We start from the raw sequence: 12631 nt of genomic DNA on the forward strand, positions 1-12631 counted from the left end.
AGGTGACCATATTTTTAAATACCTAGGGAAAACCGTGTATTTGCTATCAATGCTGAACGAATTTTCTAGGAATAATACAACAAAAAAGGTGTGAACTAACTTTTAGTCCACACCTTTTTATATTAGAGTTTACTATACATACATTAAATTGCTTGTTTAAGATTTGAATGTGGATTTGGTCCATACTGATTCTCACCTTCATCACTTTCAATGATACAAAACACAAGTAGAACCGCTCCTCCAAATGGCACCAAATTTAATAGCTGCCACCATCCTGTTTTTCCACTATCATGTAATCGACGAGCTTCCACTGCCAGAGTAGGAACGATAAAAATTGCTATATATAACAAGGTAATGTTGGCTCTTAAGTAAAAGGCAGACGAAGAATAAGAGGCCAAATATATTAATGACCAAAACGTAATCTTATTAAATAAAGTAAAAATCCAGTATTCTTTTCTCGTAGCTCTCCCACTAAATTTCGCATAGTTTTTGAGAGTATAGAAATACCATCTCATTTGAACCTCTCCCTTTTCTATCCCCTAAACAACGATGTTATACATTATATACCTTATAAGTATAAATATAACATCTTTAAGCTCTATTTTTATATAGAATATTCTGTTTATTTTTTTACGAAGTGTTACATACCATACTTCAAGTCATGTGTATTCGATTTATTATTCTCCTATTCACTTTAAAACTACTACAATTAAGCGAAGTATGAATGTATGATTAAAGCACGGAAAATCTTCCGTGCTTTTCTTTTTATATATATTATTCCGATAAATTCAGTTACCTCGAAACTTACCCTAACTGACGTTTAAATGCTTTACTAGCGAAAAGATAAGAGATAATCATGATACCTACGCACCAAGCAAGTGCAATCCAAATATCGTTGCCAACAGTTCCTTCATATAATAAAGCACGAATCGCATTCACGATTGAAGTTACAGGCTGATTCTCAGCAAATGCACGAACAATTTTTGGCATCGTTTCAGTAGGTACGAAGGCTGAACTAATAAATGGAAGAAAAACGAGTGGGTACGAGTATGCTGTCGGCCCTTCCATAGACTTCGCTTTCAGCCCTGGAATGATAGCTAGCCATGTTAGCGATAACGTAAACATTCCTAGTATCCCAGCTACTGCAAGCCAATCTAGCATATTAGCACTGGAACGAAAGCCCATTAAGAGTGCAACAAGAATAACCACCACGATAGTAAGTACATTAGCAACAAGAGAGGTTAATACGTGAGCCCACAATATCGATGAGCGCTTAATAGGCATCGTAATGAAACGTGCCATCAGCCCACTCTTTACATCCGTAAATAGTCGAACGGAAGTGTAAGCTACACCGGATGCGATAGCCATTAGCAAAATTCCCGGCAATAAATAATTTACGTAGTTTTCCGTTCCTGTTTGTATTGCGCCGCCAAACACGTAGACAAATAATAGCATCATCATAATTGGTGTAATCGCTACCGTAATAATTGTATCCGGACTACGCATAATGTTACGCATTAAACGACCTAGTAATACTCCTGTTTTACTTTTCATTTACATCCCCTCCTTTTTACCGATAATAGCAAGAAAAATCTCTTCCAGTGTCGGCTGCTTCTCGATATACTCCACTTTAGCTGGTGGGAACATCTCTTTCAGTTCAGTAAGAGTACCTGTCGTAATAATTTTTCCGCCATGTAAAATAGCGATACGGTCTGCCAGTTGTTCTGCTTCTTCCAAGTACTGAGTCGTAAGCAAAATCGTTGTGCCGCTACCAGCAAGTTCCTTCACTGTATCCCAAACTTCAATCCGCGCTTCAGGATCAAGCCCTGTCGTCGGTTCGTCAAGAAAAATAACTGCTGGCGCCCCAATCAAACTCATCGCGATATCAAGCCGGCGCTTCATTCCACCTGAATACTGATCTGCCCTTTGGTTGGCCACATCTGTCAGACTAAATCTTGCAAGTAGATTGTCAGCGACTTGAGCGGGACTAGAAACACCACGTAACTTGGCGATCATGATCAAGTTTTCCCTCCCAGTTAGCATGCCGTCTAAAGCTGCGAACTGTCCTGTCAAACTGATGCTTTGGCGAACATAATCTGGTTGGCGCTTGATATCAAATCCGCAAATACTTACTTCACCACCATCTTGCTTCAGTAGCGTCGAAAGGATGTTAACCGTTGTCGTCTTTCCAGCTCCATTTGAGCCTAGCAGCGCGAAAATTTCTCCACGCTGCACCTCAAAATCTACTCCCTTTAAGACTTCTTTATCTTTAAAAGATTTTTTTAAACCTTTTATAGAAATCGCTGTATTGCTCATACTTTTTCCCCCTTATAAAAATAGATTACCTACACCCACTATTTAGTAATACTGATAATCTGTATTACTTAGTAGTGGTTTAAAAATATAACTGAATAGCGATGGCGGCAATTCACATTTGTAACCAGCTAATCAGTCGGTATTACGTATTGCATTTATTTTTTTCTCAATTTCTTCATAATACTTTCATTCAAATCTTCACGATATTTTGAGACATACGTTTTCGCGTTTGCCACTAGTTCGTCAGCAAAGGATGCTACGTCCTCCCCAGTAATGTCTAGCACTTGTCTACCTTCCGCTGCACCAGCTTCGAACAAATCGATTAATTCATACTGTATGTGTAACATATCCATCCCATTACCCGCTGAGAAATTCCACATGTAGTTTTGAATTTTCTTAAACACAAATTGGTAGTCCTCTGGCAGATCCTCAACTCGTGCCATCATCATTTTGTACTCTTTTTTATCACCAATTAACTTTTTGAACATTTCTAACATCTTATTTTCCTCCTTTTTTATAAAGCAGAACAAGAAACTCTCCAAATATGAGCCGGAACATTTTATATTATGAAGCTAGTTTGACTTCAAGACGTTAATTTTTGACGATACAAAATCCCATTTTTTCCAAAACAATTCAAGTTCCTGACGTCCAGCTTCATTTAATGAATAAAACTTACGAGGCGGTCCCATATCTGATGGTTTCTTTTCAATATTCACAAGCTTTTTCTTCTCTAATCGTACGAGGATGGTATACACCGTACCTTCCACGACTTCAGTAAACCCAAGATCATTCAGGTGACGTGTAATCTCATAGCCATACGTTTCACGGCGGCTAATGATTTCCAGCACACACCCTTCCAGTGAACCTTTCAGCATTTCAGTTAAATTTTCCATGTTCTGATCCTCCTTTACCCCCTATTCTGTCTGACTTATATTCAGTATTACAGAGTACTAAGGCGAATTTTTTACCGAATAGTTTTTGTTAATCCGAACTATTCCGTATCACTTATTACATCTACATTGTATGACTAAGTAGATGTAGATGTCAACTGATTTTCAAAATTTTTCAAAAATCCGCTATTACCTATTGTCTACTGAAAATTTTTTGTACACCCTCTAAACCTGCAATATCATACGAAAAGAATCGATCAGAGTATGATCCTTTAATTGGCATAACACAATTCGTTGTCGCTAATATGGCGCCTGTAAATTTTTCGAAAAGACGTCTTTGATCATACCATGCCTTACCAATGTTCCCTTTTAAATGCTTATATTTTTTCAGCTGCGGATAACCGTGCGCTGGTAGCATTTCAGAATGCGTATAAATATTAATTCCTTTTCCTTCCGTTTGCTTTAATAGTTCTTCTAATGCAAATAAATTATGGCCTGTAACTACAATAGCTTTACCCTCTACATGGTTTTGTGTAATTTGAACAGGCTCTGGCACACCAAAGTGATTCGTATGTGCCTCATCTAACAACTCCATTACTCGTAAAGCTGATTTCCCAACTTTCATAGCCATATCAATATGTTCTTGTTCATTAAAATTAGAATTTGTTAATGTCATGTACAGTGCTTCTTGCGTCGTAGCATCTACAAAAGCATCCGTATATCCTAGCTGAGCAGCATGCGTACGATAGGCCGCAATTCCTTTTAACCCAAACACAATCGTATCTTGTAAACTTGCAATTGTTTCATTTTTACCGCAAACACCTATTACTTTACATCCGCCTGTTGGCGTTTGTTCACATTGATAACAAAACATATCATCCCACCCTCTCCCAATGATTGCTTACAAACTAAGGATAATACCCATTGAGAAAAAAGGATGTGATATCAATCACAATAATATATAAGAATTTGTGACAGTTCACATTGTCGACATAATATTTTTACTGTATCCTGATATTCATACTTGCACTTGATTTATTTTCATCATATATCGGTGCACTTTTAAGGAATACAAATATCATATCCACCTAACATTTCACAAATTTTTCCTTACTAATGGTACAATTAAAGTTATGGAGGGACAATATGATGGTATATATGATGTTTTATTACGGAATACTGTTTCTTATACTTGGTATTGCAGTATTTCTGTTTATTATGGCTGGGTCACGAAAAATTAGGAATAAAAATCTTTCATTCGTATTGATCGGTTTAGGGATAAATATACTTGCAAGTCCAGTGGCACTTTTTATAGGGGGGATGGCAACAGATTCTCCATATAGTACTGCACTTGATTTTTGGAAAGGATTTTTCTTTATTCAAGGAATACCTCTTTTCTTACTACTTATAGCTTTCGTTTGGTGGTTTATTTGCCCGCCAAAAGTAACAGTTCAAACGAGTATTGAAAAAGAACTTGAACAAGATAGTAAAAGCACTAAGAAAAAAAGGAAAAGAATCCGTCCAATTACTGCCTTACGTATTGTAATTTCGATTATTTTAGTAGTAGGCTGTTTGTCTTACATTTTGTATTTACAGGACATTACACTAGAAAAAAGTCATTCTCCAAATAATAAAAATACGATTAAAGTAGTGAAAATAGATTCAGACTCTTCTCATGGTTCCTCTCCTGTCAGAATTAAATACGGCTTATGGGAACATTTTGACATAAGTATTGCAAATGAGGGAGAACGCCTCGATTCCTCAAACGTTTTCGTAGATTGGAAAAACGATTATGAAGCAACGATAACACTACGAGGAAAAGAATCCGTACCTGAAGTTGTGGAATTTAACATATCAAATAAATCCAATGGTCCTGTTTTTAAGAAGGTACAAAAAGTGGTCAGTTCCTTTACCTTTCAAAAAAGTGAATCTCCAAATCTCATAAATATTATCGAGCTTAGAGAAACAATAAAATCAAAAGGACCAAGTCCCAGCTCAACTGTAAGAATCTATTATGGGAAAAGAGGTAGCATTTTAGAAAAATATAAAGAGGTCACTCTTAAGGAAATGTATACGACAGACAACTTCAATATCAATTGGAGAAACGATGAACAAGTACAGGTAGAAGTAATAGAGGAAAATGTAGTAACATCTAGCATCGTGATTGATTTATTAAAATGAATCTATTTTTCACATATTATAACTGCGTTCTATCCGGCACACGAGAGATACATAGTATTTACAAATAAAGTGAAACTTTAATCAGTGGGGGGCATCCCCCACTAATTATTAGTTGAACCAATCGGACTTTTATGGGCAGTTGATCCCCCACCTAACTTCTTTGCTTTCGCTGAATTTTGAGGGGTGGTCTTACTGCCCATTAAAGCGGGATAAATAGATTTATAGACTGATGAGTCACCCCTTTCTTTACAATACATTTACACTATCTTAACATTGTTTACATTATTTATATGATATATTTATATAGAATCTACTTAAGAAATTTCATGTACATTGTAATCTTTATAATCTCTTATCTAATTAATAAGAGATTATGTTTATATTTTTATACCAGGGGTGAATGAGGATGACTGAAACTTTAAAAACACTTATAATGCTTGATGCTACTTACGTTGTTATCGCAATTATGACGGTACTGGTATTTGTATACTTGGAATTAAAATCTCAGTAATATATGCTGAAGTAATGGACAGATTCAGCATTTAAATATAGTTAGAAGAAAGAGAGGAGAAAATTATTTCTCCTCTCTTTTGTATTTCTACAATTTCTTATTTTAATAAATCTAATGTATGTAAAAGTAATCCCCTGTCTCCTACTTCTCCATGACCAGGTACTACCGAAGTTATATTTCTATATCGCTTCAGCACATTCTCAATCGATGTGGACCATTCATTTACATAAGCATCCGCAACGTTCCCTAAATCTTTAGCTTCCGCAGATTTTACTAAACAACCTCCAGCTAAAATTTGATATTGCGGCAACCAAACAACAATATTATCTTCTGTATGTCCCTTCCCTGGATAGAATGTTTCTATTTTCATATTTCCAAACTTCAAATTTGTAACGGTTTGTAAGTCTCCAAGTGGTTCTTCATATCCATTTTCCTTTGCTAGTGCTGCAGTTAGTGCTGTACTATGCGCTTTAATGCCTCTTTCTTTCAACGTTTTCATTCCGCCAATTCGATCGGCGTGCGCATGTGTAATAATGACATCCGTTACGCGCTTCTGAAATTTCTTTTCTACCATCTCTATTAATTCCTTCGTTAACTTATCATCCCAAGAAGAATCGACAAGTACTAACCCCTTTGAAGTAGTAAGAACCAAACCGTTCGAAGGAACTGCTTCTCCGTTAAAATAACCTAACTCCGTATGAACCCATACATTTTTGTTTAACTGAGAAATCGAAATAGTTCCTGCCTCATTTTTCATTACTTTTTGCTCTACCTTTTGTGATGCTTGTACAGAAGAAATTGTGCTAACAAATTGAGTTGTTCCTAGTAAACTAACACATACCCCTAATTTTAATAATATATTCTTTTTCATTTTCTCCACCCTTTCTTTCAAACGAAATAGTTATTACCTATAATAGACAATTCATCTTCAGTGTTTGTTCCATCTTTTCTTACTATTTTTCATACCATTAATTAAAGCGCACAAAATTTTGTGCGCTTTAAAACTTAACCTTTCATTCCATAATTTTCAAACTCTTCTTCATTCCCATAAAATACATTCAAATCAATATACTTTTCTTTTCCATTATAACCATTTAATCTCTCCCGGTTCGTGTATTGCCAAAACGTCCATTTCCTCTCATCAGATAAACTCGGTTTTGTAAAAACACTACGAATCCATATATCACATCGGGGATATGCATCCTTTATATACAAATCATATGCCTCTTGGGTTGCATACAATATTACTTTCTGACTGTAATGTTTTTCTAACATTTCAACCATGACCGACAACTCTTGCACAACATCTTCACGCTTAGGCGGATTATCTTTTTTATTAGCGTAAAACTCAACATCAATTACAGGTGGCAATGCTTGTTTATATTTTGGAACAGTTCGTATATATTGCTCTGCTTGTGTTTCACCCTTACTATCAAAACTAAAAAAATGATACGCTCCGACGCGCATACCTGTCTTATTTGCATTCGTCCAATTTTTCGAAAAGTACTTATCTACAAACGCGCTTCCTTCAGTAGCCTTTATAAACGCAAACTTCATTTTTTGCTTTTCCAACTCTCTCCAATCTATATCCCCTTGATATGACGCAACATCTACACCTTTTATTTCATACTTATCCGCACTTATTTGATTCGGAATGAATATACCTTGAAAAACTAAGTAAGCGAAAACACTCATTACACTAATTAAGGTAAAGATTCCTCCTATAAAAAGCTTCTTTTTCACTCGTATCCCCCATCTTTACACATTAATATTCCACTTACCATTCACGTTTTTTATTTATCCTCATTTTTTCTTCAAATGCCTTTTCCAAATCAATTTCTAACTTATTTGCTAAATCACATACATTCCAAATGACATCAAACATTTCTAAACCAATCTCTCTTTTCGAATCTTTTATTTTATCACGCTTTAATATAACTTCCGCTAATTCACCTAATTCCGCCATTGCATACATTGCACGTTCTTCAATTGTAGTATCTTGAAATCCTTTTTCTTTACTGAAATTTGATACATATCTCTGGAATTCCACAATATTCATACTTAATCCCCCTTCATGATACATACTCCGTTTTTCTATTACACTTAAATCTTTTCTGTTAAATTATAACATTTATACTATAATTTATTTATAACTCTTTAACGGAGGTGTTTTCAATGACTCTCCTCGCTTCTCCATCATTATTCATACTTGCAATTATTTCATTTGCATTAGCTTATTTCATCGGAGTTAAGCAATACACTTGGCTCTTATCAGGATTCAATGAACGCCGTGTACTAGATAAAGTGAAATTATCAAAAATAGTTGGTCTTTATAATTTAACTGCTGGTGTTATTGCCACAATTGGTAGTGTTTTTCTTACTCCTAATGTAAAAATCTTATTTCCTATCATTATAATTGGACACGTTATAATTGCTGCTTATGTAAATACACGCATGGTTCAATGAAAAAAACCACCAATCGGATGATCTTTTTTATAATTTATCAACATATTGCTTCGCTTCTAGTAAGGAAAACCCAAAAGCTTCTCTTACTCTCTTAACTGCTGTAACTGTTTTTCCTTCTTCCATAAGCTGACGTAATTCTTTATTAATTTCAGGTTCTCTATCTATAATTCCCATTTCTTTCGTAATTAACTGTAGTCTATCTTCCATCCTCTTTAAACGCGTATCCGTTTTCTTTTCGATTTTATTTAATTTTTCAACGATATAAATAAACCCAAAGATCGCTATCGGTATGATCATCCAAAATTCCATGACTATCCCTCCTCATTAGCTTTCATTTGTTTTATTTCACTAACTTATGTAATTTTTACCACAATAAACATTTAATGTATAATAGTATTATACAACATTGTTGATAAACCTTTTATTTTAGGGGGACACTTTATGAAAAGATTTTTAAATACGCTACTACAATTTGTAGTCCTTTCAATTGCACTACATGTATTATTTGATATTGTTGGCTGGCTTGTTTTCAGTGCACCAATTAAAAATAAAGTAAGCATTATTTCCTTACTAACAGCCTCATGGCTAATGTACATGTACCGAGATAAATTTTTTAAAGCATTCAATTCGAATTAACTAAAAAACTTCATCGATAAAAGATGAAGTTTTTTCTTTTCTCTCATTCTCTCTATTAAATACTATATAATAGAACTAATATTCTGTCTCTTACAAGAAAGGAGTCACTATGAACTTAAAAAGTAACAATATATACGAGAAAATGAACCAACATTCCGTTGCTGGTTTAAGTCTTGCCGTTATACGTGACCGTAAACTAGACGAAGCATTTGCTTTCGGAACACTTGAATCTGGAACAACTAGAACGGTAACTACGAATTCTATATTCAACTCTTGCTCAATTAGTAAATTCATCACTACAATGCTCGTAATGACGTTGTCAGATCAAGAAATCGTGCATTTAGATGAAGACGTAAATGATAGACTCATATCTTGGAATATTCCTACCAATCTCTTTACTTCACAGAAAAAAACTACTTTACGAAACTTATTAAGTCACCAATCTGGAATTATTGATCCTCCTAATAGTTTTGAGCATTATACACTTGCACAAGGACGACCAAACATGGCTGAACTCCTTGCTGGTAAAACATCATATTGCTCCGTACCTATTGAAGTAACTTATAAACCAGAAAGCGAATTTCATTACTCTGATGCAAACTTTTGTATTATCGAACTACTACTTGAAGATATAACTGGAAAACCATTCAACCTCTTACTTGAAGAATATATTTTTCAGCCAATGCAAATGAAGAATAGTACAATCTTCTCTCCTAAAGACATAGATAAAACCGATGCTTTTGCTTGCGGACATAATAAAGATGGCACCGTTACAAATGAGAAGTATCCATTTTATCCATTCGCAGCTGCTTCAGGCATTTGGACAACACCAACTGACTTATCAACTTTATTAATTGAAATTATTCATTCCTTACAAGGAAAGGGTAAACTAAAACTTTCTCAAAAAACAGTTCAAGATATGACTTCTCCGCAAGGTTGCTCAAAATGGACTGGACTAGGTGTTTTTCTAGATGATTCAAATGAAGACTTACAAATATATTCACTTGGATGGGGCATTGGATTTCAATGTATGATGGTTTGTTATCCATACCGGGATAATGGTGCTGTTATAATGACGAACACTGATTTAGGTGTTCATCAAATGGAAGGGATTATTGGTGAAGTTTTAAAAACGTTGTCCTTATAATGAAAAGAAAGAAGCTGTTCCTTTCAGCTTCTTTCTTATATAACATTTTTCGCAACAATTTTTATATGTTCTGGTGCGATAATCTCCGTTATACTTTCTTGGAAATCTTCCTGCAACATTTCTTCAATATGTTCTAACTGTACTTCAACATGTGTGCATTCTAAAGTATGTATATTTAATAATGCATAATGATCTTTTTTCTTAATTACTAAATATTGATTTTCCTCTGTTACAAGTACCGATCCTAATCGTACTCCTAGTAGGCGTTGATCATCAAACTTCACAATCACTTCCCCTTTCTACTTTAAAAATATAAAGACCACAAAAACCCAATTTAAGGAAATAAATTCTATATAGACTATATCACACTTTAGTAAAATATAAATATCATATTTCCTTTTACTAAAAACCCTTATTCTTTTATATATTTCGATACAAAAAACTTTCTCAACATAAAATTAGAATTTTCAGTTTTTATTCTTTTGAAAATCTATTATAATAAAGTTAATAAATGTTTGACCTCTCCTAATTCATGTACATATGGATGATCAGTAGCTGCTGTTGCTACTGATCTATTTTTTTGATTTCAGAAAGCAAATATGCTGCATCCTTTCCTACACCACAAATAAGTGCAGAACCCCTTTGAGATTGCCATGGCAAGCCGATATAATATAATCCTCTTACTGGACTTATTCCTTTTACATGATTAGGCAATCCATTCTCATCCACTGCCTTTTCTATTTCAATCCAGTTATAGTTCTGAATAAAGCCTGTTGACCATATAATGCTTTCTGCACTATATGTTTCACCGTTCTGAAACATAATTTTATTTTCTGATGCACTTACTACTTTTTCTTGTAGTTGTATTGATCCATTACGAATGAGTTCCTTACCTTCAAATCCAAAAATGGGATCCTTTCTCTTTTGAAACCATTTCCCCCTCTTTGTATTTACTTCGGCGTACAATAAACCCAATTTTTCTAACCAATTGAAAATACTTTTTCTAAAAAGATGTAACGGTAAATACGTTAAAGGATGACTAATAGACAGTGTAACTTCATGAGTTTTTGCCAGTTCTACTGCAATTTGCATTCCTGAATTCCCGCCACCTACTACGAGTACTTTCCCCTTAGGAATTTGTGGTGGTGATTTATATTGTGATGAATGTATTTGAAAAACATGTGATGATAGATTTGCTGAAACTGAGGGAATAAACGGTTGCTGAAAACCACCTGTTGCGATAATAACTTTTTTCGTTTGTAAAATTTCTGTAGGGGTATGTACTTCGAATATATCTCTTTCTTTCTTTATTTTAAAAACTTTGGTTTGCAATTGGATCGGTAATTGAAAATGTCTTGCATATTCTTCTAAATACGTTGCAATTTCATCTTTATATGGAAATTCATTTTTTTCATCTATTAACTCCATACCCGGCAAACTACTGTAAGACCGCGGAGTAAAAAGCTGTAAAGAATCATATCGATTTCTCCATGAATCACCAACTCGGTTTCCTGCCTCAAGTAATAAAAAATTATACCCTTCTTGTTTCAAGTAATATCCCATTGTTAATCCAGCTTGACCCGATCCAATAATAATTAGGTCTTTCATTCTAATCCCTCCTCTTCTCAAATATATGAATACTTGTTCATATATTCATACGTTTCCATAATCATAACATTTTATTTTTATATAATTCAATATGTACTCAAAATAAAAAAGAGCAGTTTACCATAAAGTAAGCTCCCCTTCATTCTATCTTCCCAGTCTTTATCGCCTGTGCCCAGTCATACCTTCCCTGTTGAATAGCCAATTCAGCAGCTTCTTCCCAATTATAAGGAACTGAAATTTGTTCAATTATCCATTCTCCTAAAACCTCTTCTATCACTACATATTTTGCATGCGGAGTTCCTGATTCCATTTTATGTATAACAGGTAACTCATCTTTGTATGCTGGAAGTCCTACACTCCCTGGATTTATAACGATTTTTCCGTTTGCTAAATACACAACTCTAGGAATGTGCGTATGACCGCATACTATTATTTTTTGTTCAATATTTTGAAGTTGATCCATTATATTTTTTTCATTCTTTAATATCGCACCATTTTCATTCATCTCTTCTAACAAATACACTTCATCTGAAATTGGCGTACCATGACAACATAACATATCTTCTATAATAAATTGTGACGGATGTTGTTGTAACCAATCTATATGATTTTTTGTTAATTGATTTTGGACAAAAGTTAGTGTAGCCGACTGCTCTTGTATAGGTTCCCAAAGCATGCGATCACAGTTTCCCTTAATATGTACCATCTCGTTCTTCATTAATATTTCAATGGTTCCTAAAGGATCTAATGGCCCATACACGCTATCCCCTAAATTTATTATCATTTCGGCCTTACGACGTGCAATATCTTTTAATACTGCTTGTAAAGCGTGACTATTTCCGTGAACATCTGAAATGATTGCTATTTTCATCTAAA

16 protein-coding genes and 1 pseudogene are annotated in these 12631 nt (G+C 34.4%); 4 read left to right on the forward strand and 13 right to left on the reverse strand.

Features of this window, described 5'->3' with window-relative positions; genetic code table 11:
* Positions 1–143 precede the first annotated feature (143 nt).
* The 6 genes and pseudogenes from AC2CGR_RS12125 to AC2CGR_RS12150 all read right to left on the reverse strand — a co-directional run.
* Positions 144–515: a DUF805 domain-containing protein gene (locus tag AC2CGR_RS12125; RefSeq protein WP_087967494.1), complete on the reverse strand. Its 372-nt coding sequence runs from the start codon at positions 513–515 to the stop codon at positions 144–146.
* A gap of 289 nt (positions 516–804) precedes the next feature.
* Complete coding sequence (locus AC2CGR_RS12130) at positions 805–1554, reverse strand: ABC transporter permease (RefSeq protein ID WP_484480870.1); 750 nt, start codon at positions 1552–1554, stop codon at positions 805–807.
* Positions 1555–2316 carry an ABC transporter ATP-binding protein gene (locus AC2CGR_RS12135; protein ID WP_131100376.1) on the reverse strand — a complete coding sequence of 254 codons (762 nt, stop codon included), beginning with the start codon at positions 2314–2316 and terminating at the stop codon, positions 1555–1557. It lies immediately after the preceding gene.
* Positions 2317–2471: 155 nt separating this feature from the next.
* Complete coding sequence (locus AC2CGR_RS12140; RefSeq protein WP_061658395.1) at positions 2472–2813, reverse strand: DUF1048 domain-containing protein; 342 nt, start codon at positions 2811–2813, stop codon at positions 2472–2474.
* A 75-nt stretch (positions 2814–2888) separates the two neighbouring features.
* Positions 2889–3209, reverse strand: a complete 321-nt coding sequence (locus tag AC2CGR_RS12145) for a PadR family transcriptional regulator (protein ID WP_000429483.1) — start codon at positions 3207–3209, stop codon at positions 2889–2891.
* Positions 3210–3414: 205 nt separating this feature from the next.
* Positions 3415–4080 (reverse strand): annotated as a pseudogene (locus AC2CGR_RS12150) (anaerobic carbon-monoxide dehydrogenase catalytic subunit); the annotation flags it as partial.
* A gap of 275 nt (positions 4081–4355) precedes the next feature.
* On the opposite strand from AC2CGR_RS12150, the gene AC2CGR_RS12155 reads away from it, so the two are divergent.
* The gene (locus AC2CGR_RS12155; RefSeq protein WP_484480918.1) at positions 4356–5387 is read left to right on the forward strand and encodes a hypothetical protein; all 1032 of its coding nucleotides are present in this window, start codon (positions 4356–4358) and stop codon (positions 5385–5387) included.
* A gap of 608 nt (positions 5388–5995) precedes the next feature.
* Here the strand turns inward: AC2CGR_RS12155 and bla2 are convergent.
* The 3 genes from bla2 to AC2CGR_RS12170 all read right to left on the reverse strand — a co-directional run bounded on the left by bla2 (position 5996) and on the right by AC2CGR_RS12170 (position 7957).
* A complete protein-coding gene (gene bla2 / locus AC2CGR_RS12160; protein WP_000739381.1) occupies positions 5996–6769 on the reverse strand; it encodes a BcII family subclass B1 metallo-beta-lactamase in 774 nt (257 codons plus the stop codon).
* A gap of 134 nt (positions 6770–6903) precedes the next feature.
* Positions 6904–7641, reverse strand: coding sequence for a glycoside hydrolase family 25 protein (locus tag AC2CGR_RS12165; protein WP_000727670.1), 738 nt, complete (start codon positions 7639–7641; stop codon positions 6904–6906).
* Positions 7642–7675: 34 nt separating this feature from the next.
* Positions 7676–7957, reverse strand: a complete 282-nt coding sequence (locus AC2CGR_RS12170; RefSeq protein ID WP_001028128.1) for a MazG nucleotide pyrophosphohydrolase domain-containing protein — start codon at positions 7955–7957, stop codon at positions 7676–7678.
* Between the two features lie 116 nt (positions 7958–8073).
* Between AC2CGR_RS12170 and AC2CGR_RS12175 the strand changes: the two genes are divergently transcribed.
* A complete protein-coding gene (locus AC2CGR_RS12175; RefSeq protein WP_071709372.1) occupies positions 8074–8364 on the forward strand; it encodes a DUF3784 domain-containing protein in 291 nt (96 codons plus the stop codon).
* A 27-nt stretch (positions 8365–8391) separates the two neighbouring features.
* Here AC2CGR_RS12175 and AC2CGR_RS12180 read toward each other — a convergent pair whose 3' ends face one another.
* Positions 8392–8673, reverse strand: coding sequence for a hypothetical protein (locus tag AC2CGR_RS12180; protein WP_484480871.1), 282 nt, complete (start codon positions 8671–8673; stop codon positions 8392–8394).
* A gap of 132 nt (positions 8674–8805) precedes the next feature.
* Between AC2CGR_RS12180 and AC2CGR_RS12185 the strand changes: the two genes are divergently transcribed.
* Together AC2CGR_RS12185 and AC2CGR_RS12190 are read left to right on the forward strand one after the other, a co-directional pair.
* Positions 8806–9000, forward strand: a complete 195-nt coding sequence (locus AC2CGR_RS12185) for a hypothetical protein (RefSeq protein ID WP_000819653.1) — start codon at positions 8806–8808, stop codon at positions 8998–9000.
* Positions 9001–9109: 109 nt separating this feature from the next.
* Entirely contained in the window at positions 9110–10147 is a 1038-nt protein-coding gene (locus AC2CGR_RS12190; protein ID WP_001050171.1) for a serine hydrolase domain-containing protein, read from the forward strand.
* Positions 10148–10182: 35 nt separating this feature from the next.
* On the opposite strand, the gene AC2CGR_RS12195 is transcribed toward AC2CGR_RS12190, so the two are convergent.
* The 3 genes from AC2CGR_RS12195 to AC2CGR_RS12205 all read right to left on the reverse strand — a co-directional run bounded on the left by AC2CGR_RS12195 (position 10183) and on the right by AC2CGR_RS12205 (position 12626).
* On the reverse strand, positions 10183–10431 hold the full coding sequence (locus AC2CGR_RS12195; protein WP_000666952.1) for a hypothetical protein: 249 nt from the start codon (positions 10429–10431) through the stop codon (positions 10183–10185).
* Between the two features lie 280 nt (positions 10432–10711).
* The gene (locus AC2CGR_RS12200) at positions 10712–11755 is read right to left on the reverse strand and encodes a flavin-containing monooxygenase (RefSeq protein WP_484480872.1); all 1044 of its coding nucleotides are present in this window, start codon (positions 11753–11755) and stop codon (positions 10712–10714) included.
* A 139-nt stretch (positions 11756–11894) separates the two neighbouring features.
* Complete coding sequence (locus tag AC2CGR_RS12205; RefSeq protein ID WP_484480873.1) at positions 11895–12626, reverse strand: metallophosphoesterase family protein; 732 nt, start codon at positions 12624–12626, stop codon at positions 11895–11897.
* Positions 12627–12631: the final 5 nt, after the last annotated feature.

The sequence above is a fragment of the Bacillus sp. LSHTCR4 genome (assembly GCF_057197025.1).